This window comes from Acinetobacter sp. GW821-FHT01E09 (genome assembly GCF_059422385.1).
On record NZ_JBWKWU010000001.1, the window covers coordinates 1,090,152 to 1,111,301 of the forward strand.

Annotated in this window: 21 protein-coding genes, 4 tRNA genes and 1 riboswitch; of the genes, 7 read left to right on the forward strand and 18 right to left on the reverse strand. The window is 38.1% G+C overall.

From position 1 onward, the window contains the following. Positions 1-267: 267 nt before the first annotated feature. Positions 268-1,200 carry an oxygen-dependent tRNA uridine(34) hydroxylase TrhO gene (gene trhO / locus AC07U8_RS04985; protein ID WP_105713102.1) on the reverse strand — a complete coding sequence of 311 codons (933 nt, stop codon included), beginning with the start codon at positions 1,198-1,200 and terminating at the stop codon, positions 268-270. A gap of 235 nt (positions 1,201-1,435) precedes the next feature. Between trhO and AC07U8_RS04990 the strand changes: the two genes are divergently transcribed. Beyond that, positions 1,436-1,918: a DUF1289 domain-containing protein gene (locus tag AC07U8_RS04990; protein WP_004722515.1), complete on the forward strand. Its 483-nt coding sequence runs from the start codon at positions 1,436-1,438 to the stop codon at positions 1,916-1,918. 210 nt (positions 1,919-2,128) lie between these two features. Here AC07U8_RS04990 and ribB read toward each other — a convergent pair whose 3' ends face one another. After that, positions 2,129-2,788 carry a 3,4-dihydroxy-2-butanone-4-phosphate synthase gene (gene ribB / locus AC07U8_RS04995; protein WP_056514369.1) on the reverse strand — a complete coding sequence of 220 codons (660 nt, stop codon included), beginning with the start codon at positions 2,786-2,788 and terminating at the stop codon, positions 2,129-2,131. Positions 2,789-2,896: 108 nt separating this feature from the next. Then, positions 2,897-3,054, reverse strand: a riboswitch (FMN riboswitch). Between the two features lie 170 nt (positions 3,055-3,224). On the opposite strand from ribB, the gene AC07U8_RS05000 reads away from it, so the two are divergent. Both AC07U8_RS05000 and AC07U8_RS05005 read left to right on the forward strand, forming a co-directional pair. Beyond that, on the forward strand, positions 3,225-5,054 hold the full coding sequence (locus AC07U8_RS05000) for a DUF2157 domain-containing protein (RefSeq protein ID WP_494737427.1): 1,830 nt from the start codon (positions 3,225-3,227) through the stop codon (positions 5,052-5,054). Further along, the gene (locus AC07U8_RS05005; RefSeq protein ID WP_494737428.1) at positions 5,051-5,665 is read left to right on the forward strand and encodes a GDYXXLXY domain-containing protein; all 615 of its coding nucleotides are present in this window, start codon (positions 5,051-5,053) and stop codon (positions 5,663-5,665) included. Before AC07U8_RS05000 ends, AC07U8_RS05005 begins: the two co-directional genes overlap by 4 nt. 57 nt (positions 5,666-5,722) lie before the next feature. Here AC07U8_RS05005 and panD read toward each other — a convergent pair whose 3' ends face one another. From panD to AC07U8_RS05060, 11 genes are all read right to left on the reverse strand, one after another. Next, on the reverse strand, positions 5,723-6,103 hold the full coding sequence (panD, locus tag AC07U8_RS05010; protein WP_004722504.1) for an aspartate 1-decarboxylase: 381 nt from the start codon (positions 6,101-6,103) through the stop codon (positions 5,723-5,725). 153 nt (positions 6,104-6,256) lie between these two features. Beyond that, complete coding sequence (gene pth, locus AC07U8_RS05015; RefSeq protein WP_004722502.1) at positions 6,257-6,835, reverse strand: aminoacyl-tRNA hydrolase; 579 nt, start codon at positions 6,833-6,835, stop codon at positions 6,257-6,259. A 20-nt stretch (positions 6,836-6,855) separates the two neighbouring features. Next, positions 6,856-7,152 carry a 50S ribosomal protein L25 gene (rplY, locus tag AC07U8_RS05020; RefSeq protein WP_004722499.1) on the reverse strand — a complete coding sequence of 99 codons (297 nt, stop codon included), beginning with the start codon at positions 7,150-7,152 and terminating at the stop codon, positions 6,856-6,858. 97 nt (positions 7,153-7,249) lie between these two features. After that, a complete protein-coding gene (locus AC07U8_RS05025) occupies positions 7,250-8,203 on the reverse strand; it encodes a ribose-phosphate pyrophosphokinase (protein WP_004722497.1) in 954 nt (317 codons plus the stop codon). Between the two features lie 35 nt (positions 8,204-8,238). Continuing rightward, positions 8,239-8,313, reverse strand: a tRNA-Gln gene (locus tag AC07U8_RS05030). A 91-nt stretch (positions 8,314-8,404) separates the two neighbouring features. Further along, a tRNA-Gln gene (locus AC07U8_RS05035) sits at positions 8,405-8,479 on the reverse strand. Between the two features lie 19 nt (positions 8,480-8,498). Further along, positions 8,499-8,573, reverse strand: a tRNA-Gln gene (locus AC07U8_RS05040). A gap of 30 nt (positions 8,574-8,603) precedes the next feature. Continuing rightward, positions 8,604-8,678 (reverse strand) — tRNA-Gln (locus AC07U8_RS05045). A gap of 4 nt (positions 8,679-8,682) precedes the next feature. After that, positions 8,683-9,516, reverse strand: coding sequence for a 4-(cytidine 5'-diphospho)-2-C-methyl-D-erythritol kinase (gene ispE, locus AC07U8_RS05050; protein WP_494737429.1), 834 nt, complete (start codon positions 9,514-9,516; stop codon positions 8,683-8,685). A gap of 25 nt (positions 9,517-9,541) precedes the next feature. Beyond that, complete coding sequence (gene lolB / locus AC07U8_RS05055) at positions 9,542-10,150, reverse strand: lipoprotein insertase outer membrane protein LolB (protein WP_034617524.1); 609 nt, start codon at positions 10,148-10,150, stop codon at positions 9,542-9,544. 8 nt (positions 10,151-10,158) lie between these two features. Beyond that, positions 10,159-11,841, reverse strand: coding sequence for a tetratricopeptide repeat protein (locus AC07U8_RS05060; RefSeq protein ID WP_004819617.1), 1,683 nt, complete (start codon positions 11,839-11,841; stop codon positions 10,159-10,161). Between the two features lie 107 nt (positions 11,842-11,948). Between AC07U8_RS05060 and hemA the strand changes: the two genes are divergently transcribed. Beyond that, positions 11,949-13,235 (forward strand): glutamyl-tRNA reductase, encoded by a 1,287-nt coding sequence (gene hemA / locus AC07U8_RS05065; protein WP_494737430.1) that lies wholly within the window; start codon positions 11,949-11,951, stop codon positions 13,233-13,235. Positions 13,236-13,659: 424 nt separating this feature from the next. Here hemA and AC07U8_RS05070 read toward each other — a convergent pair whose 3' ends face one another. Both AC07U8_RS05070 and AC07U8_RS05075 read right to left on the reverse strand, forming a co-directional pair. Continuing rightward, positions 13,660-15,567, reverse strand: a complete 1,908-nt coding sequence (locus tag AC07U8_RS05070) for a DNA primase (protein WP_494737431.1) — start codon at positions 15,565-15,567, stop codon at positions 13,660-13,662. A gap of 118 nt (positions 15,568-15,685) precedes the next feature. Beyond that, positions 15,686-16,708, reverse strand: a complete 1,023-nt coding sequence (locus AC07U8_RS05075; protein WP_151801297.1) for an outer membrane protein assembly factor BamD — start codon at positions 16,706-16,708, stop codon at positions 15,686-15,688. A 71-nt stretch (positions 16,709-16,779) separates the two neighbouring features. Between AC07U8_RS05075 and rluD the strand changes: the two genes are divergently transcribed. Next, the gene (rluD, locus tag AC07U8_RS05080; protein WP_004722483.1) at positions 16,780-17,832 is read left to right on the forward strand and encodes a 23S rRNA pseudouridine(1911/1915/1917) synthase RluD; all 1,053 of its coding nucleotides are present in this window, start codon (positions 16,780-16,782) and stop codon (positions 17,830-17,832) included. Positions 17,833-17,881: 49 nt separating this feature from the next. Here rluD and AC07U8_RS05085 read toward each other — a convergent pair whose 3' ends face one another. The 3 genes from AC07U8_RS05085 to AC07U8_RS05095 all read right to left on the reverse strand — a co-directional run bounded on the left by AC07U8_RS05085 (position 17,882) and on the right by AC07U8_RS05095 (position 19,552). After that, on the reverse strand, positions 17,882-18,208 hold the full coding sequence (locus AC07U8_RS05085) for a DUF4882 family protein (protein ID WP_494737432.1): 327 nt from the start codon (positions 18,206-18,208) through the stop codon (positions 17,882-17,884). A gap of 48 nt (positions 18,209-18,256) precedes the next feature. After that, positions 18,257-18,652: a hypothetical protein gene (locus tag AC07U8_RS05090; protein WP_494737433.1), complete on the reverse strand. Its 396-nt coding sequence runs from the start codon at positions 18,650-18,652 to the stop codon at positions 18,257-18,259. Between the two features lie 81 nt (positions 18,653-18,733). Further along, positions 18,734-19,552 (reverse strand): DUF4882 family protein, encoded by an 819-nt coding sequence (locus tag AC07U8_RS05095; protein WP_494737434.1) that lies wholly within the window; start codon positions 19,550-19,552, stop codon positions 18,734-18,736. A 162-nt stretch (positions 19,553-19,714) separates the two neighbouring features. Here AC07U8_RS05095 and pgeF point away from each other — a divergent pair, with 162 nt between their 5' ends. Together pgeF and AC07U8_RS05105 are read left to right on the forward strand one after the other, a co-directional pair. Then, positions 19,715-20,458: a peptidoglycan editing factor PgeF gene (gene pgeF, locus AC07U8_RS05100; protein WP_494737435.1), complete on the forward strand. Its 744-nt coding sequence runs from the start codon at positions 19,715-19,717 to the stop codon at positions 20,456-20,458. Positions 20,459-20,584: 126 nt separating this feature from the next. After that, positions 20,585-21,139: a flavodoxin family protein gene (locus AC07U8_RS05105; protein ID WP_034617506.1), complete on the forward strand. Its 555-nt coding sequence runs from the start codon at positions 20,585-20,587 to the stop codon at positions 21,137-21,139. Positions 21,140-21,150: the final 11 nt, after the last annotated feature.

Consider the following 21,150-nt stretch of genomic DNA (forward strand, 5'->3'; position numbering starts at 1 on the left):
ATGAAATTTAGTCATTCTAAATGATGAGAAACATCGTTTCGCAAGGTAACGACGAAGCGACAAAAAACACGCTAGTCCCCCGCTGCGCCTTGCGCTGCAAACAAAGCAGTGCTTTGTTCTTGCTCAGGGTTGTGGTTAAAATTATCTCAGCCTTCGTTATGAAACTCGAAAATAGTCTCGCTATTCTCCATTCATGCTTTACGACGTATACGTCTCATGCTCAATTTTAACCTACAACGTAAGCCATTTATGAAATGCTAACAGCCCCTAAAGACGTTTGCGTTTTGCAGCAGTAATTTGTGATTGACGCATACGGAAACCTTCTTTTTGTTTCTCAGATGTTTTATCAATACAATATTTGCAAGAAACACCATGTTCATAACTTGGTAAATCAGCTTCTTCGGGAACAAGTGGCCAACCACATGCATGACATTTAATATTTTCGCCTTCTTCCATACCATGCGTCACCGCAGTACGACCATCAAATACGAAACATTCACCTTCCCACATACTTTCATCAGCAGGGGTTTCTTCAAGGTATTTTAAAATACCGCCTTTAAGGTGATACACCTCGTTAAAACCTTCTTGAAGCAGTAGCGATGTTGATTTTTCACAACGAATACCGCCTGTACAGAACATCGCAATTTTCTTATCTTTATGCTGTTCAAGTTCTTTTTTTACGTATTCTGGAAATTCACGAAAGGTTTCTGTTTTAGGATCAATCGCGCCTTTAAAAGTACCCGCTTTATATTCATAATCATTACGTGTATCAATCAAAATCACGTCATCACGCGCAATCAGTTCGTTCCATTGTTTTGGATCAAGATAATGTCCAACAAGATCACGAGGTTTCACCTCTACACCTAAAGTTACGATTTCGTTCTTTAGCTTAATCTTCATTTTACGGAATGGCTTTTCATCACTATGTGATTCTTTATATTCCATGCTATTAAAGCCTTGATTCAATAAGAATTGATGAATGACATCAATCGCTTGACGATCGCCAGCAACAGTTCCGTTAATTCCTTCACCTGCAATAATAAGAGTACCGCAAAGGTTGATGGTTTTTACCAAGTCTAAAAGACGTTGTTGAAGATCAGCAGGATCTTGAACTTCTTTGAATTGATAAAGTGCTGCAACAACCCAACCAGAGGTCGCTTGCTGTTCTACAGGTGCAAGCTGTTCTACAGTAGCGTTCATGGAGTACTCCAAATATTTAAGATAGAATAAAATTTAAGGCGCATATTTTAGCGTGATTTACATGAATATGCGAGAAAACCCTAGTCTTTGTAGTGTTTTTTTATTCCCTGAAAAAAATATGGGTTTTTATACTAAATATAGTGCTTTAAAATATTTTATATACCATATATAGTATTGCGAAATGATTATTTCGTGCCAAAAAAGTGTGTCACATCGTTGATGTAAGGAGTAAATTTTGAGTAACGAACGTCGGATACCCACCTTAACGCCATGCGCTGGTCGTTGTTCAACGGTATTTGGTGATTCTGTTTGTCGTGGTTGCCGTCGTTTTAATCATGAAGTGATCCAATGGAATACATATGATTCAGCGCAACGTTTAGCCGTTTGGAAGAGGCTGGATGCACAGCTCGATCAAATTTTAATTCCGATGCTACCTTTTGCCGATTTAAGACATATTGAAGGTTTTATTTTGGGTAAACGTATACGAGTGATGGATTCTGCTTCTAAAGGGCGCAAGTTGTATCATGCATTAAAAATTTGTGAAAAAAATAAACATCTCGCAGAAGAGAGTGGTTTGGGAATTCAAGCGAAACAGGTAAAACCGCTTTGGGATGAGTTTGAACGTCGTGTATTGGCATTGGCCAATGCAAGTTATGATTTTGCATGGTTACGTGCAGACGGTATTCGTCAAAGTATTTTACATTTGGAAGATGTTTAAACTTATTTCTTCAATGATTTATTATTCATCAGCTTGATATTTTGGCTATTTAATTTTAATCAGTGCCACTTATAAAAAATTAAAACAAAAACTGGCGCTGTTATTTCATCGCACTTTAACCAAGAATACCTAATCAATATTAAAAAGCCAGTCCAAAGATTTGAACTGGCTTTTTTACTCTGTCTAAATGTGATGACTTAAAATATTTTCTTAGACATTGTGTTTTAAACGATACTGAACCAATTCTTCAATAGTAATAAGCGTTAAATGATGCGTTTGTGCATATGCTAAAACTTGAATGCCTGAAGCCATTGTTCCATCAGGATTGGTCACTTCGCATAATACACCAGCGGGTTTTAAACCAGCTAAACGTGCCAAATCAATAGAACCTTCTGTATGTCCACGACGGGTTAATACACCACCATTACGACCACGCAATGGAAAGACATGACCGGGGCGATTCAGATCGCTTGCGACAGCACCTGTTTTAATTGCAGCATGAATAGTAGTGGTACGGTCTTTTGCAGAAACGCCTGTTGTTACACCTTGTGCTGCTTCAATGGTGATGGTAAAAGCCGTTTTAAATTGACTTGAATTGTCCTGAACCATCGGTGGGAGTTCAAGGTGATCTGCTAAATCATCGGTAATGGTTAAGCAGACTATACCAGAACCATCACGAATCATACGTGCCATGGTTTCAATATTGAGGGTTTCAGCTGCAACAATTAAATCTGCTTCATTTTCACGATCAAAATCGTCCATGACCAAAACAGGTTTGCCTTGGCGCATATCTTCGATTGCTTGTTCGATACGTTGGTCTGCAGGGGATAGTGCAGAAAAGAAAATTTCGGGTTGAATTAAACTAGACATTGAAACGCTCTCGTAAAGTTAAAATACGGTTGAACATTTCAGGACATTTGAAATAGTGGCGTTACAAAACCTTTTCCAATAGCGAATATTGAAATTTTTAAGCTGTGACGTCGTCTTCTTTCATCCGGACTATACCGTCGGCTTTGGCATTTCACCAAATCTGCGAATCACGATTAAGCGTGATAAGCTCGTGGGCTGTTGGCTCAGGATTGAAAATCCGTCCAATTTACCACCGGTGGGGAATTACACCCCGCCCTGAAGCGATGTGCATTTATTATAGACACTTTTTTACTAAATGGATGCTTTTTTTTAGAATGATCAGTACTATAGATAGAACAATAGTTGCTATAGAAAATAATTAAACTTATACATTTAAAAGAATATTTGTGGTCATAGTGATCAACAAATAGCAAAGCATAAAATAAGGAGACTCAGCTTGATCACGATTCAGCAAGATGTCTATTCATGGCGTAATGATGACTTTGTTAAACACTTACAGGTTTTGGGATTTGCTCTAATTGCAGTCAGTATTTTATATCTGACCGCTGCAAATTGGTTTATGTTGCCTCAGTTTTTTCAATTAGCAATTCCACAACTCTTCTTGTTACTCAGTGCTGTAACAAGTATTTTTTTAGTTCAGCATGATTATTTAGTACAGTGTTTGCATACAATAAGTGGCTTGATGATTGGTTTAAGTTTGGCTGTCATTGGTCAAATTTATCAAACAGGGGCAGATAGTTATTTACTATTTTTAATCTGGTCTATTTTATTACTGCCGTGGTTGTATCGTCCAAATATTGGTGTTTTTACATTGCTCTGTATTGTCAGCCAACTCACCTTATTTTTGTTTTTTAAACAAACATTTTGGGCTGATGAATATCCTGTCACATTTTTATTTAGCTTAAATCTCCTTTCACTATTTCAGTTTTATTTTTGTCTTCGTTGTTATCAAAAGCTGCGTTATCTCTTTGTCTTATGGTTTGGCATTCTTTCAATTTGGCATATGGGGCTATTTTTATATGGTGACAGTAATTTAGCATTAGCCACAGCCATGGTTTTTACATGGATAAACCTTAAGATCGCTTATTTAATTTCTTCATTTTTTCTACTTTCGATTGCACTACTTTATTTTTATCGAAAAAGAGATCAATTATGCAGTGTGCTTTCAGCAGTAGGTTTAGGGATTACATTTACGCTGGTGATTTTCAAATGGATGAATAGTCTGTTTCGTGAATCCGAAGTGCTCGGATTATTTTCAATTGCACTGGTGGTTTTCGCTTGGTTTGCATTGATTACTTTTTTATTGATTAAGTTTATCCCACAAAACAAATTTAATAATATTCCTATCGCAGTGGGGGCATGGATTGCAGGTGTTTTATTGGCATCATTGATGCTGACATTTTGGGGCAATTTTTCCTTGATCATGGGGGCAGTTTTTGTGGTATTGGCTGCCTTTATTTTAAGAAGCAAACAAGCTTTATTTTTAAGGCAGTTTGCTTATTGTATATGGGTCGCAGGGCAAAATGCTGTGATTTTCCACACGGTTGAATTAACTGACCAATTCTTTCCAATTTTCTTTATTCAATTTGCCATGCTGTGTCTTAGTTATTTTATTCGCAGCCATTGGTTCTTTATTTTTATCCAACTATTTGCCTTATATTTATCTGGTATTGCGTTGATTTGGGATTTAAACGTTCTGCTTGGATTTCATCGTTTTGTTGAAAATTTTGCATTTTTGATCTTGCTAAGTTATGGGTTTTATCTCGTAATGATTTGGGTGCATCGTATTCAACCCAGTCAATATCAACGCAGTTTAGCATTGGCTAATTTATTGATTATTCTTTCATCCTTGGGTTTCTATACACTATTTGGACAATATGAATTAGAGAAAATTAGATACCTTCCTATTCTCAACTTGGGGCTGCCTATTTTGTGGTTGGCTTTGTTTATGGTGTTGAGGATTCGCAATCAATTTAGCTTGATTGCTCAATTGATTTTATTGGCTTTTGCTGCAGTACTGATATTTTATGGCTATTTTGAAATTTTTATTTGTATCGCCATACTTTCATGGGCATTGTCACAGCACGATAAGATTGTCTATGGTTTCGCTTTAGTGACTTTGGCGTTAACCTTATGTTTTATTTACTACGCGTTGAATGTTAGCTTCCTCGTTAAAAGTCTAAGTATTTTTAGCTCAGGATTAATTTTGTTGATACTGACTTGGGTGCTACATAAATTCCAATCAAAAGAGGGAGTAAATACATGAAAAAATTCACTCCTCTTTGTCTTGCTTTAATCTGTATTGTTCTTTTTCTAGGCATCATTTTTAAGAATGAACAGCATCTGAAGAATAGTCAGAGTATATATGTCCACTTACAACCTGTTGATCCACGTTCGTTAATACAAGGTGATTATATGGTGCTGAGTTATCAACTTTACTTTGCACCGCAAAAGCTAAATCAGGGTGATCAGAACAATGTAGATCCAAGTGATAGTGATGAAAATCATATCTTTTCGGGGCATTATTTTGATCAAGTGATTGAAAATAAGCCTTCGGTTACGGCTTATGTTGAATTGGATCAACAGAAAAAGGTGGCACATACTTATTTTGAAAAACCTAAAGATGCGCAAACTGTAAAATTGATTTTGAAAAACCCTGATAATCGGCATAGATCACTTTATCCTGCATCCAATAGCTTTTTATTTGCAGAAGGTTTAGCTGAATGTTATCAGCAAGCAAAATATGCTGAGTTTAAGGTGGATCAGCAGGGCAATGCGATTCTTGCATCTTTACGAGGAGAGCATTTACAAGATCTGGACTGTGAGACTAAACAACGTTGGCGTGATGGATTTCGTTCTGTAGATAAATCGTCATAAGTAGAGTAAGCATAAAAAAACCCGCAACATTGCGGGTCTTGAATCATCTGTGTGCAATTATGCAACTTGAACAGGGATACAGTTTGCTGTGTGATTTACTGTATTGTCTGGATTTGCATATACAAGACGTGGTTTATGCGCATCAGCTTCAGCATTGGTAAAATCACCAAATGTGGCAATAATCATTAAATCACCAACATCAGCTTGAAGTGCAGCGCCACCATTGACTGAAATGATGCCTGAGCCTTCTTCGCCACGAATCGCATAGGTTGTAAAGCGCTTACCATTAGTCACGTTCCACATATGAATTTCTTCATATTCACGGATACCAGCTAAATCCAAAAGAATACCGTCGATTGCACAAGAACCTTCATAATGTAATTCTGCTTGTGTAACAACACAACGATGGATTTTTGCTTTTAATAAACGAGATAGCATGATTTGCGTCTCCAGAGTAGCCCTTACAATTGTTATCTTGTGTTGAATCAACAATTTTCAATGGGGGGATGCATTTGAAAGCGCATTTTGCTCTTAAAAATGAATCATGGCAAGAAAAATTGTTGAACAAAGAACATAAAATTTAGGTTTAAATTATGCTTTATAAGCATTGATTTGATTCATTGCTTGCTGAATCTCACCATTAACCAATAATTTTGTTTTGCCTAAAGCATGGTGTATTGCATCATCCATTAAAGTCTGTTCACTGCTTGGTGCTTTACCAAGTACATGTCCTGAAACTTTTTCTTTAGCGCCGGGATGACCAATGCCAATACGTAAGCGATGAAAATTAGAACCAATATGAGGAACAATGTCACGTAGACCATTGTGACCACCATGTCCACCGCCAGTTTTTAAACGAATGACGCCCGGATTCATATCCAGTTCATCATGAGCGATGAGAATTTCTTCTGGTTTAATTTGGTAGAATTTTGCAAAGGGAACAACACTTTGACCAGAAAGGTTCATAAACGTTGTGGGCAATAGTAGACGAACATCTTGTCCTTCAATATTACCGCGACCACTGATTCCTTTGTACTTTGAATCAGTTTTTAATGTAATACCATATTGTTCTGCAAGGCGTTCGACGAACCAAAAGCCTGCATTATGGCGGGTTTGGGCATATTCAGAACCTGGATTACCCAAACCAATAATCAGTGAAAGTTTACTCACTCATTTACACCATTTAACACTTATGCGCGTTTAAAGTCAGCGTGCATTGGTGTGTTTTTAGCTGGGTGACGTTGTAAAGCTTGGATTTTAACGCTTTCAACTTTACCTTCGATGTTAAGATCGATAACTTCTTCAAAGAAAGAGTTGTTTTCTAAAGCTTTAACAAGCTCGCGAAGTTCTAAAGTAACCGCTACAGGTTCAGCAGAACCACCATAGATGATTGCTGGAACTTTATTTTGAAGACGAAGGCGGCGGCTCGAACCTTTCCCTTGAACTGCTTCTTCACGTGCTACTGCATTTAATACGAAGTTTGCCATGATGACATTTCCTCATTGAGTGTAATTGACTGAACTTTCGACCAGCCCAGTGATATAAAGCCCTACCAAAGAGTAGGGCTTTGAAAATTTGGCGCTATTATAGATAAGAATCGAACATTGCGCTAATAGATTCTTCGTTGTTAATACGACGAATTGTTTCAGCAACCATACTTGCTACTGAAACTTGGCGAATCTTACCAAGTTTTAATGCTTCATCTGAAAGTGGAATTGTGTCAGTAACAACCAATTCATCAATTACAGATTTGCTTAAATTTTCGAGTGCTTTACCTGATAGTACAGGGTGCGTTGCATAAGCAACCACTTTACGAGCACCAAAAGTTTTAAGTGCGTCGGCAGCTTTACACAAAGTACCAGCTGTATCAACCATGTCATCAACAATCACACAGTCACGATCACGTACATCACCAATCAAATGCATCACTTGTGATTCATTAGCTTTTTGACGACGTTTATCAATGATTGCAAGGTCGATATCACCCATTTGTTTTGCAACAGCACGTGCACGAACTACACCACCAACGTCAGGTGAAACCACCATCAAGTTATGATGTTGTTGTTGACGTAAGTCAGCAAGCAAAGCAGGTGTACCGTAGATGTTATCTACAGGAATATCAAAGAAACCTTGGATTTGGTCAGCATGCAAATCGATCATTACAACACGGTCAATCCCCACAGTGGTGAGCATGTCTGCTACAACTTTTGCAGTAATTGGAACACGAGTTGAACGAGGACGACGGTCTTGGCGTGCATAACCGAAGTATGGAATTACAGCAGTAATACGACCAGCACTTGCACGACGCAAAGCATCTGCCATTACTAAGATTTCCATAAGGTTATCATTCGTAGGGGCACAAGTGGGCTGTACGATAAACACGTCTTTACCACGCACATTTTCAGTAATTTCGACAGTGATTTCACCATCAGAAAATTTACCTACAGCAGCAGCTCCCAGAGGGATGTGCAAATGGCTAACGACTTTTTGGGCGAATTGTGGATGCGCAGTTCCACTAAAAACGACAAGATTGGGCATGAAGCACCCTTGGCGGTTGGCAGATTTGAATTAGATGGCAGGGGCGGCTGGATTCGAACCAACGGATGCCGAGATCAAAACCCGGTGCCTTACCACTTGGCGACGCCCCTAATGCGGCAGAATTTTAGTGTTTTTGTATGTCTCTGTCAAGGTAAATCAACATTAAATACAAATTACTACGTTCTGTCTTTTTTGAGAAAATGGCAGGGGCGGCTGGATTCGAACCAACGGATGCCGAGATCAAAACCCGGTGCCTTACCACTTGGCGACGCCCCTAATTTGATGTTGTATTTAATGGCAGGGGCGGCTGGATTCGAACCAACGGATGCCGAGATCAAAACCCGGTGCCTTACCACTTGGCGACGCCCCTAAAATACAACGATCTACAGATGAAAAATGATGGCAGGGGCGGCTGGATTCGAACCAACGGATGCCGAGATCAAAACCCGGTGCCTTACCACTTGGCGACGCCCCTATCATTACACTGTAAAATGAGTGAGTGGTGATTCATTCAAACTGTTGACCAAATAGGCTTTGCAGGGTGAATGATTTAAAACATCATCAATCTTCATTTGTTCAGTGACTTCAACAAAAACACAAGCACCTGTACCTGTAAGCTTTGCTGTACCGAACTGATCTAAATACTGCATTGCTTCATCAACTTCAGGATATAAATTTCTTGCCAGTGGCTCAAAATCATTTCTAAAATTGGATGGCTTTAGCTGATAGGCGCAAAATTTAGTAGGCTTCGTATCTCTTGTCAATGTTTTTTGCGAAAAAAGTCGTTGAGTGCTGATAAAACAATCAGGTTTTAACACAATGTATTGTTTTTGATCTAAGTCTATGAATGTTAAGTGTTCACCTATACCTTCCGCCCAAGCATTACGACCATGAACAAAGATTGGAACATCTGCACCCAATTTAACCCCAAGCTCAGCCAGTTGTTCAGTATTTAAACCACACTGCCAAAGTTGATTGACCACAATCAATGTGGTGGCTGCATTGGAAGAACCACCACCTAGACCTGCACCCATTGGAATATTCTTTTCGATACGAATTTTTAAACCAGTCGGCTGTGTAGCATAAGGTTTTAAAATTTGAATCGCTTTATAGATCAGATTATGTTCCAAATCGACGTTACTCAAACCTTCAAGACTGAATTCAGGTTGAGAATGTTCTGTTTGGGTGAATTCTAACCAGTCATACAAATCAATCAGCTGAAAAATACTTTGCAACTCGTGATAGCCATTTTCACGTCGACCTGTGATATGCAAAAACAAATTCAATTTTGCTGGAGAGGGAACACGAATCATAGATTTCATTGTCTAAGGTAAAGATTTAGCGGTTTTGAATCACCATTGTAATACGATTTTCCTGACCAGATTCAAGTTGTTGTTTTAAAATCAGCTTATTGGGCAAGCTCGCTTGATTGTTATAACTAAAATCTACAGTCCAGCCATCTTCAATGATTTGAGCAATACGTTGAGTATTATCTCGGGTGATTTGTGCATTTTCAGTGGCAGGGTAAGCTTGAACCCAATCGACAATATGGGTAATAGGTGCAGTCCAGCCTGTGGCTTTTTCAAGCAGCTCTTCTGGTGTTTCAGCCGAAATCGAACCTGTTTTAGCGCTATTGAGGGTAACTTCTCCAGATTTTCCTTCAATAATAGTTTTGCCAATACCTAAGATCCCATTCAACTGGATATTAAAATCTTGTTGGTCTTGTGTCCATGTATAGAATGCACTGCCAGACTGTTTCGGTGTTTTTACCCCAATTTTCCCTTCAAGATTAAATTGATTTGACGGTTTTTGTGGGGGCGTTGTGGCATCAGTGGGTGCTGTAAGCGTAGGTGTGGTTTGTGCTGGTTTTACGACTTGTTGACAACCTGTGAGGGTAAAAGCGGTTACAGCAGTTAGGGTGCAAAAGATCTGTGGAATGTGACGCATACAAGTCATTAACTCTTTTTAATATGTTGCGGTAATATTAATGAATCTAATTGATTTAATTGAGGATCATTTGGATGGTTTTGTTTGAGTTGTTGTAACACTTCATTAAATTGAGCTAAGGCACCTTGCATATACAACGATTTTGCATATCGAATACCAATGTTTACACTATGACTCAAATTATAAGCTTTCGATAAAATGTTCGAGGCGGCATCAAAATCATTTTGCAAGAATGTAATATATCCCAGCGTATCTAAAATCGAAGCCTGATCTGGCGCAGAATCTAAGGCATGTTCAGCATACTTTCGCGCTTCATCTAGACGTCTATTTTGTAGTGCAAGCGTATAGGCATAAGCATTTAAATAAGCAGGATTATTTGGCTCTAAAGTTAAGAGTTGTTTCAATGCTTTATCAAGTAAATCACGATCCTCAAATGGATCAAGAAGCAGTATTTCTGAATAGAGAATTTCAGGATCATCAGGCAAGTTCTTCACTGCTTCCGTGAGTAATCTCAGCGCTGCTTTTTTATTGCCCATGCGTTTTAAAATCTCGGCTTGAGCCTGATATAAGAAACTTGCATGTTGTGGATAATTGACACGTTCTTGGGTTAAAAACCGCAAAGCATCATTCATCTTGTCTTGTCTTTCAAAAATCGAGACCAGATTACGGCGTGAAACCGTATATAAGTTCCCATCAACCAAACGATAATAGGCTTTTGCCGTTTCATCATTTTGCTTTCGTTCAGCATTTACTGCCAAATAAAAATAAGCTTCGTTTTGATAACGTGACGAGTAGCGTAACTCCACTAAATACTGTTCAGCTTGATCCAGCTTTTTTAAATCAATCGCAGTTAAACCTGCAATAAATAGAGCCTCTTCAGCATCTGGCCAAGCTTGGATAATCGATTCTAATTTGCTTAAGGCCAATTCAGATTGATGAATCTTGATCAGATATTTGACTTCTGCCAGACGGATATCATAGTTGTACTTGTTTTTACGACTGCTTCGATCATACCAATTTAAAGTCGCCTCTTGGTCACCCAAAGCCTCTAATAAATTGGCTTTCATCAGAATAAAGCCAGTCACTTTTGAACGTTTTTTTAACGCTTTATTGACGGTTTTTAAGGCTTGTTCGATTTCATCGTTTTGCGCTTCCAAACCCGCAATTAGAATTAAAACAGAAGGGTTGTTTTTTTCTTTACTTGCTCTCAGCGTATTGAGCAGATTTTGACGATCTACTTCTGATTCTGGTGCAATTCCCTCTAAAATCTTTTCTAAATCAGCGTTGGGGTCAATATTGAGAATACTGTCCAGAGTCTCCGCTGCAAGCTCATATTCATGTGATTTGAGCGCGATATGCGCCAAATAAAATTTTGCAGGAACGTCCTCAGGTTCTTGTACAACCCAATGGGTGGCAATGTCTAAAGCTGCTTTTAAATCGTTTTGTTCAATTGCAACATTCAAGGCACGTTGCTTAATGGTGGTTGAATTACTACGAATTGCGAGCACAGTATAATTGTGTAAAGCAGTTGCAGTATCATTATAAGCCAATGAAAATTCAGCAATAATACTTTGTTTTAATGCATTAGTATTATATTTAGCATGATAAAATTCTCCAGATGCTCTAATATGAGCACTAGAAGCCATGCTACCAACCAGTAAGAATGTGGTAGAATATTGCTTAATTGTCATGCCGCTTAAGCGGTTGTTTATTTGACGCAATTTTTCCGAATCCAAGTATGCTTTTTATGACACCGTTATTGCACAATAGCACAAATTTAGCGAAATGATGATCTGATATGTCTTTCTTTGCATTGGGTGTCAACCATCAAACTGCTTCTGTTGAGCTACGTGAGCAAATCGCTTTTAATCCAGAACGATTAAAAGATTTATTTGCCGTAGAAAGCCTTCGCCAAAATTTGAATGATATGGTGGTGGTGTCAACATGTAACCGCACTGAAGTCTATGCCATGGCTGAAAATGCCGATATGGTATTAAATTGGCTCGCCCAAACCAATGGTATTGATGTAAAGCAATTGTCAAATCATGTATATCGTTATGAAAATACCGATGCAGTTTCGCACTTAATGCGGGTTGCCAGTGGTTTAGATTCATTGATGCTGGGTGAACCGCAAATTCTTGGGCAGGTTAAAACAGCACTATCAATCGCAAAAGATGCTGAAATCGTTTCGCAAAATCTGAATCAAATATTTGAATATGCTTTTTATGCAGCCAAACGTGTACGTTCTGAAACGGCAGTCGGTAGTCATGCTGTCTCAATGGGATATGCTGTTGCTCAACTCGCATTGCAAGTGTTTAGTAAGCCTGAACAGCTTACAGTCATGGTGGTTGCCGCAGGTGAAATGAACAGCTTGGTGGCAAAACACTTGGCTGAAATGGGCGTTGCAAAAATCCTGATTTGTAATCGAAGCCGTGGACGGGCAGAGAAATTAGCACAAGAAATAGCGCACCGTGTTGAAGTGGAGATTATTCCATTTAATGAACTCACTACTCAGCTTTATCGTGCGGATGTAATTTCCAGTTGTACAGGCAGTTTGCATCAAGTCATTGCTTATGCAGATGTGAAATTCGCTTTAAAAAAACGTCGTTATCAACAAATGCTTATGGTCGATTTAGCTGTACCTCGTGATATAGATCCAAAAGTTGAAAGTTTGGATGGTGTGTATTTATACGGTGTGGATGACCTACAAAGTGTAATTGATGAAAATTTAGCACAACGACGTCAAGCTGCGGTTGAAGCAGAGGTTATGGTCAATCAATTGGTAACTCAGTTGGTGACACAGCAAAAAGTAAAAGATGCTGGTGGGACGATTCAACAGTTTCGTGAGCACGGTGAGGAACAACGCCAGATGGAGTTGTCGCATGCCTTAGAGCGTATTCAGGCAGGTGAGGATACGCAACATGTACTTGAGGATTTTGCACATCGTTTGACGCAAAAGTTATTGCACCCATCTTCAATTTTGCTACGCCAAGCAGCACAGGATGAAGATCCTTCACATTTTGAATGGATGAAAGAAAATATTCAGGATATTTTTGAACAAGAAAGAAAACCAAAAGCGAAGTGATTATTTTTTAAAACGAATGTGATTTAATGTTTTTGCTTCACCAGCTATTATTGGTGTATATATTAGTGCCATCAAATTAGAACCAAGCAATTAAGGATCTACATAGCCTCTCTACGCAGGGTGGAATTATGGGGGTAATTGATTCAGTTGATCGATGCTATAAGAATCCCAAAAAACCTAAACTATATTGCTTTTATCTAGATTATTCAGGGCGGATATTTGATGCACTTATGGTCGAAAGTATAAATGCACACTCAGATTCTAATTACCCCACCAATGCGTTTTTTAGTGATGAAAACTTTCAAAAACGTATATTTATAAACCTATATAAGCCTTATGACTCCTCAATGGAAGAGGCCAATAGCCATATGAATTTTTTGTATTTCAAAATACTTGATAAGCTCAATGAAGCGTTTATAGAAAATTAATGATGTACCAACTTTAAACTAATTTGTTTAGTCAGTTCATTGAGCTGTTTACGTAAATTACGTGATTCACTCAATGAGGTTGGTGCTTTAAGCTTTAATTTTAAATATTTCTCTTGCAAGGCCAAAGAGTAATCTGAAGCCAATTTATCTGCCATTTCAGGCGCTTCAGCCAAAGCCTGGATATTGGTACGTTGTATGATTTCAGAGAGTTCCAAATGATAAGCACCACATGCACCTAAAATATAATAGGTTGCAAGTTCCTGATCATCTGGTAGATCATCAAAGATACGGTCAAATACCGCTAAGATTTGCGCCAATAACTCATCTGGTTGAATCAATGCACGTAATACTTCAAAGTGAATATATAAAAACGGATGTTGCATCAAAATCGCCACAGCAAAGTCTTCATCTTTGGTGCGAATATTAAAAGACAATGAGGCATCTAAGCTGACTTGAGGTTGCCATTTTCGATTAAAACCTAACTTTTCTTTAAAAAATTGTCTTAATAAATAGCGGTAAGAACCTTGTTTAGGCAATAATTCAGTCAGTTGATTGAGTTCAGCCATCACCTGACTTTTACCTTCAGGTGTAGCAACATCATAATTTTGACTCAATAAAGCAAAGACGAAATCCGATAATAAAGGGGATTGTTGCCATATTCGTTGAAACGTTTCAAAACCTTCCTTACGAATCAACGAATCTGGGTCATGTTCTTTGGGTAGAACAAAGAATTTAAGTTCACGGCCATCATTCAATAACGGTAGAGCAATTTCTAAGGTTCGACGTGCTGCTTTTTGTCCAGCGGCATCACCATCAAATGCAATCGTGATTTGATTGTTCTGCTTAAATAAAATAGTTAAATGATCTGCATTACTGGCCGTACCTAATGTTGCTGTCGCACCAGAAATCCCGTTTTGTTGTAAGGCGATCACATCCATATAGCCTTCAACCATGAGCCAATTTTGCGCACGGTCTTTACGCCCTTCATACAAGCCGTAAAGCAGTTGGTTTTTATGGAACACTTCAGAATCAGGTGAGTTAATATATTTCGGTTTGATTTCGTCATTCAATGCACGACCACCGAAACCTACAACACGACCTTTGTTGTCTCGAATCGGGAAAATCACTCGATCACGCAACAAATCGAAGTCACGACCACTATCACTGGTACGAATCAGACCCAGCAGTTTTAAACCTTCAATATCTTGTGGGAAAGCTTTTTCTAAATGTTGCCAATCTTCTGGCGCATAGCCTAAGCGCCAATATTGGATTGTTTCGGCGCTTAAACCACGATGTTTAAAATAATTCTGCGCCACTTTACTGTTTGGTAATTGGCGTTCATAAAACTGCGCAATATTTTCTAACAGATCATAAAGGTTGCCATCTTGAGGGATCTGATCAAAACCTACTGAGTCAAACTGGGTTGGATCGAAATGCTCAGGATCTGGATATTGGCTAAAGGCTTCAAAAGGGTCAATTTCAAGGGGCTGAACAGAATCTATTTTTTGCTCAGCGGGTTTAGAATCGACTACTTTATCTTCTACAGCCTTCACTGCTGGTTTAGGCTTGGATACTTCACGCTTATACGACAGTTTTTTATTGTCATGATTGTCTTTGGGAAGTTCGACACCTGCATGGCTGGAGAGTTCTTTCATGACATCGACAAAATTTCGATTATCAATATCCATTAAGAAGCGAATGGCATTGCCATTTGCCTGACAGCCAAAGCAGTGATAATACTGTTTATCACGGTAGACATGAAAAGAGGGTGACTTTTCCTGATGAAAAGGGCAACAGCCTGAATAGGTGCGACCAGTTTTTTTCAATTTCACACGTTGACCAATCAGATCGACAATATCTGTGCGATCCAAAATTTGATCTATCGTGTGCTGAGGAATAGCCATAAATTTAATGTCATGTATCGTTTAAACCAATTTAAAGTTTAACGTAGTTTTGAGTCTAAAAATATCTATGAATAAAAAAGACGGGTAAAAACCCGTCTTGATTTGTCGCAATCAATATTTATTTACGTTGTCCATCATACAAACTTTCATCTGCACGTGCTGGCTCTTTAGACACTTCACGATTTGGACGATCAAGTAAGCCAAAACTCACTTTATTTAACAAGCTTGATTTTTGTTCTGCTTGATCAGACGTTTCAGAACTCGCTTCTTGTGATACTTCTGCTTTATCACCACGACCTAAAATACCTAATGTTGCACGGTTCCACCAACTTGCTTCTTTACGTGCTGCGCGGATATTCACTTCACCATTAGATTTAACAAGGTTTGGGTAGTTTTGCTTAAGCACGCTAATGTACTGTTGTGAGGTTTCTTTATCGCCCAACTTGTCATAACCATATGCCATTGTTGCTAAGGCTTCAGGAACTTGAGGCGTTTGAGGATAGTGTTCAATCACCCATTGTGAACGTTCAATCGCAGCCAAATAGGCTTTACGTTTAATATTGAAACGTGCAGTATTCATTTCACTTTCAGCCAGTTCTTGCCCGATGTATTTCATTCGTTGTGCAGCATCAACTGAATATTGGCTTGAAGGATAGCGACGAATTAAGTCGACAAAATTTTGATAGGCAATTTTTAAATAACCTACATCACGATGTGCTTGTTTTAATGAGGTATAGCGAAGCAAACTGTCATAATTTTGCTCCATATTGGCTACGCCACGGACATAGTAGGCATAATCTAAATTCGGATGTTGAGGATTTAAACGAATAAAACGATCTGCCAGTGCAATTGTGCCTTCATAATCTTTTTGCTTAAATTTTGTGTAAAGCAATTCAAGCTGAGCTTGTTGTGCATATTGCCCAGTCGGGAAATAAGTATCCATTGCTTCTAATGCTTTTGCAGCATCGCCATATTGTCCACGGTCTAATGATTTTATCGCATTATTGTAATAAGTCTGCTCATTTGATTTCGGGCCTGTATCAACAACATCCTTCTTCGGATTGCTGCTACAGCCGACAAATGCAGTTGCTAAGCCTACAGTTAAAGCAAGCATTGTGACTTTATAACGTGGTAGCGACATAAAAATTCCTCTGTTTATACGGGCAATAGGCTACAATTGCGCTATTAAACCACTTTTGTCCGAATGAGCAAATGACTTCAGCACACTCTTCTAATTCTAATTTCCCAGAAAATGATTTCAATTTACTTGAAGATTCTGAGGATGCAGATAATCATAATTCTGCGCCGACTGCAACACGTTTATCGTTGCAATTTCAACTGGATGAAAGCTATTTAGGGCAACGTATTGACCAAGTCGCAGCACTGGTTTGGAACGAGTTTTCTCGTGAAAAACTCAAGCAGTGGATGAAAGAAGGTCATTTGTTGGTAAATGGTAACATTGTCAAGCCTAAGTATAAATGCGAAGGCAATGAACTTCTATGTTTAGATGTTGAATTGGAAGCACAAACGTCGGCACAACCTGAAAATATCCCTTTAAACATTGTTTATGAAGATGACGATATTATGGTCATCAATAAACCTGTTGGTATGGTTGTTCATCCTGGTGCGGGTAATCCAAATGGTACTTTGGTGAACGCCTTGCTTTATCATTACCCAAAATCTGCCGAATTAACTCGTGCAGGTTTAGTACATCGTATCGATAAAGATACCAGCGGTTTATTGGTTGTTGCTAAAAATTTAGAAGCACAATTTTCTTTAAGTAAACAGTTGGCTAAAAAAACAGTTTACCGTGTATATGACTTGATTTGTTATGGTCATATTATTGCGGGTGGAACGATTGATGAACCGATTAAACGTCATCCTGTAGATCGTGTAAAAATGGCTATTTTACCGGGTGGTCGTGATGCTGTGACGCATTACAATGTTAAAGAACGTTTTCAGCATTTCACCCGAGTACAGGCACAACTTGAAACAGGGCGTACTCATCAAATCCGGATTCATTTCACCTATATTGGTTATCCATTGGTGGGTGATCCAGTTTATGTTAGCCGTGTTAAAGTACCAGCAGGTGCTTCTGAAAAATTGAGCAGTGCATTACGTAACTTTAAACGCCAAGCTTTACATGCCTCTAAATTGGGCCTAGTTCACCCACGTACACAAGAAGAAATGATGTTTGAAGCACCGTGGTCAGACGATTTCGTTGAGTTGGTTGAAGTGTTACGCTCTGAAAATAAAGCCTATTAATTGATTTGCATGATAAAACTGCTCAATGAGAGCAGTTTTATACATTGATTTAGTTAGCACAAGCATCTTTTGTACCTGTAGGAAAAGTATTGGTAAATTTTGATTTATCCGTGACCAATTCTAATGACATGGTTTTATTTAGGTATGGAGAGTTGGCTTCAAAACCACTGAATAGTGCTTGAGGTTGAAAAGTTAGTGACTTAATTTTTGAATTAATCGTAGCTACATAACCTAAATTTTGTTTATTTAAAATAAATCCAATTTGATTGGCATTTTGATTGATATACACCCCTACATTTTGTGTAGCTGAAGCATCGTAAGGTTGTAGATAAGCATAGGTAATATCATTTTGATTTGTGATAGGATTCTTTTGCATCACCCAAATCAATAACGGTTTCTTATAATTCTGTATTGCTGAATTATTTCAATACATAATGGCGATAACACCCATGGTTTGATTGTTTTGATCAAACATTAATAAATTCATCCCTTTGCCGATATTATTAGTTCCTGTTAATTCATTTGAAATTGTATCAATATTAAATTCCAATCCAACAATCCCCGTATTTGCAATCGGGAGTGTTCCTGTCGCAATATTATTGCTGGAGCTGAAATTGCTATGGGTTGCTGAATATGTGATTTGGTTGGGTGCATTCAGTATTTTATAAGCAACTTTTTGACCTGATACAGTAGGAAATTTTTGTGCTGCTGGATTAGCAGGTTCAGGCAAAAAACCTTCTAAATCATAACGACATAGTGCAAATCCTTGCGTGCTGATAACACTCAGACTCAATAAAATAGAAAGCTTTAATTTTTTCATGGTTTTTCTCACTTTATTCTTTTATCAAACTTTGCTTAAGTTCTGAAATTTCATTAAAAATAAAACTTTAAGCTAAATTATTTAGTTCCCACAAATATCTTTTGTTCCTGTTGGGTAGGTATTTTTAAATTTAGATTTATCTGTTACCAATTCAATTGATACCTCCTGATTTAAATCTGATGCTGCAATATTACCGTATACAACAGGGATCATAAAAAATAAGTTGTCTAGTTTTGATGGGAGTGTCCCGATATAACCATAATTTTGATGATTAAAGATTAGCCCCACTTGGTTTGTTGATTGATTAATATAAACACCCATTCTTTGATAACCATCAAGTGTATTTTGCACATCTAATGATGATGAAAAGTTTTCAGGGGTAATAGCGGATGAACCATGTTGAAAAAATGCTCCAAGAAAATTGGTAGTATTTGTCTCATCTGGATTATTCATATAAAGAATATAAATACTTGTTAGCTTATTGTCTTGCGATTTACCTGAAATCATAATTGGGAAAGATAGTAATTTGCCCTTTCCTTTTAAAGCTTTTGGAACTTTAAAGTTGAGTTCAAAAGCAACAATACCCGTAGACGGAATTATTTGGTCTCCAACAGCAGCAATGGCATTACCCGCCAATATATCTTTAAGTGCATTGGTTTGTTTAGAATTAAAAGCCATAAAAGCTGTATTTGAGTCTGTTAATTTAAAGCTAACTTTTGAACCACTTTGCTGGGGGAAGCGACCAATTGTTAGAGAATCTAAGGCTTGTGGATTGCCTGGTTGTTGATTGATTGCAATAACTTGTTCAGTAGTTGCATCAAATTTATACTCACAAACTGCTGAATGGGCATTAGTTATGCCTAAAAACGAAGTAACAATAGCCAATGTAATTTTTTTCATATCCACGCTCCGTGTGTTTTAATTTTTTTTAAATATAATATTAGAATAAATTAACAATTGTTGGTTTTTTGTATAAATTTTACTCAATCAAAAAAGGATTTTCAAAAGCTTTGTTAAATCAGCTTATGATAAGTTTAATAAAAATATTTCAATGAGCGTCACATGAAATTTGTTCAAGGATTACCTCAAGGTGTATATGCAGGCCAGACACATATACATCACCCAAAGGCTTTGCCATCTGTACAGCCTGAGCTTGAAGGTTTTAATTTGGCATTGCATGTAAATGACGATCCTCAACGGGTACAACAACACCGTATGATTTTATTGGATGAGTTTGCAGAATTGGGTGTTAGTAAAATTACATGGATGACGCAAACCCACAGCACAATATGTCATACCATCAATGAAGAAATGACATTTACTGCATTGGAGGGGGATGGCTTGGTCACACAGACTCAGGGGCATGCCTTGATGATGATGACTGCTGATTGCTTACCCGTTGTTTTAGGCAATGCCGCGGGTACTGAGGTTGCCAATCTACATGCAGGTTGGCGCGGTTTAGCAGGGGGAATAATTGAAAATACCATTGCCAATATGAAGTCTCCACCTACTTGGGCTTGGTTGGGTGCAGCAATCAGCCAGCCTTGTTTTGAAATTGGCGCAGAAGTGAAAGCTGCTTTTTGTTCTAAATATGCTGAACTAGACACTGCATTTATAGAGAGTGAGCAAGCAGGTAAGCACTATGCGGATTTGTATGCGATTGCGCGTTATATTCTTAAACAACATGGGGTGAATGTGGTTATAGGAGGAGATCAGTGTTCTTATCGTCAAGATCAGGATTTCTATTCTTATCGTCGCCATGCAAAAACAGGGCGTATGGCTACTTTTGTATTTATTCGAAATTAAATCTTTATTTTTAAATAGATTTATCGTTGTTTTAAGCGTTATGTCATAGGTTTTCTGAAGATTACAAGAATTGTTTAAAAATGAATTGATGTTAAACTTGACCAAATTTGTTTGTTTTCAATTGATATGTCTTTATCTGCTAAATCTATCGCGATCGTTTACCACAGTCCATTTGGTCATACTGCAAAAGTTGCGAATTATATTGCACAAGGTGCAGAGAAGATCGGTGTAACTGTTCATCAAATGGATATTGAGCATATTGATTGGGATATTTTAGATCAAGCGAATGCCATAATTTTTGGCTCACCGACCTATATGGGAAGTGTTACAGGTCCATTTAAAATGTTTATGGACTCTACATCTAAACGTTGGAAAAATCGTGATTGGCAGGGCAAACTAGCTGCTGCATTTACCAATTCAGGTGGTTTAAGTGGCGATAAGCTATCTGTACTGCAACAGATTAATATCTTTGCAATGCAGCATGGTATGTTATGGTCTGGACTCCCTTTAATGCCTACCGGTGTTAAACCCACTGATTTAAACCGTATGGCGGGTTATTTAGGGTTAATGACACAATCAGATAATGCACCAGTTGAAATTACACCGCCTTCTGGTGACTTGCAAACCGCAACATGGTTTGGAGAGTATATTGCGTTACTCATAAATAAAATTACGCCGTAATTGTTCGGTGT

Bases quoted from the DNA above. Each gene is read 5' to 3' on its own strand.
- trhO (WP_105713102.1), bottom strand. From the start codon at position 1,200: ATGAACGCTACTGTAGAACAGCTTGCACCTGTAGAACAGCAAGCGACC.
- ribB (WP_056514369.1), bottom strand. From the start codon at position 2,788: ATGTCTAGTTTAATTCAACCCGAAATTTTCTTTTCTGCACTATCCCCT.
- AC07U8_RS05005 (WP_494737428.1), top strand. From the start codon at position 5,051: ATGAAAAAATTCACTCCTCTTTGTCTTGCTTTAATCTGTATTGTTCTT.
- panD (WP_004722504.1), bottom strand. From the start codon at position 6,103: ATGCTATCTCGTTTATTAAAAGCAAAAATCCATCGTTGTGTTGTTACA.
- rplY (WP_004722499.1), bottom strand. From the start codon at position 7,152: ATGGCAAACTTCGTATTAAATGCAGTAGCACGTGAAGAAGCAGTTCAA.
- AC07U8_RS05025 (WP_004722497.1), bottom strand. From the start codon at position 8,203: ATGCCCAATCTTGTCGTTTTTAGTGGAACTGCGCATCCACAATTCGCC.
- ispE (WP_494737429.1), bottom strand. From the start codon at position 9,516: ATGATTCGTGTTCCCTCTCCAGCAAAATTGAATTTGTTTTTGCATATC.
- lolB (WP_034617524.1), bottom strand. From the start codon at position 10,150: ATGCGTCACATTCCACAGATCTTTTGCACCCTAACTGCTGTAACCGCT.
- AC07U8_RS05060 (WP_004819617.1), bottom strand. From the start codon at position 11,841: ATGACAATTAAGCAATATTCTACCACATTCTTACTGGTTGGTAGCATG.
- hemA (WP_494737430.1), top strand. From the start codon at position 11,949: ATGTCTTTCTTTGCATTGGGTGTCAACCATCAAACTGCTTCTGTTGAG.
- AC07U8_RS05070 (WP_494737431.1), bottom strand. From the start codon at position 15,567: ATGGCTATTCCTCAGCACACGATAGATCAAATTTTGGATCGCACAGAT.
- AC07U8_RS05075 (WP_151801297.1), bottom strand. From the start codon at position 16,708: ATGTCGCTACCACGTTATAAAGTCACAATGCTTGCTTTAACTGTAGGC.
- rluD (WP_004722483.1), top strand. From the start codon at position 16,780: ATGACTTCAGCACACTCTTCTAATTCTAATTTCCCAGAAAATGATTTC.
- AC07U8_RS05085 (WP_494737432.1), bottom strand. From the start codon at position 18,208: ATGCAAAAGAATCCTATCACAAATCAAAATGATATTACCTATGCTTAT.
- AC07U8_RS05090 (WP_494737433.1), bottom strand. From the start codon at position 18,652: ATGAAAAAATTAAAGCTTTCTATTTTATTGAGTCTGAGTGTTATCAGC.
- AC07U8_RS05095 (WP_494737434.1), bottom strand. From the start codon at position 19,552: ATGAAAAAAATTACATTGGCTATTGTTACTTCGTTTTTAGGCATAACT.
- pgeF (WP_494737435.1), top strand. From the start codon at position 19,715: ATGAAATTTGTTCAAGGATTACCTCAAGGTGTATATGCAGGCCAGACA.
- AC07U8_RS05105 (WP_034617506.1), top strand. From the start codon at position 20,585: ATGTCTTTATCTGCTAAATCTATCGCGATCGTTTACCACAGTCCATTT.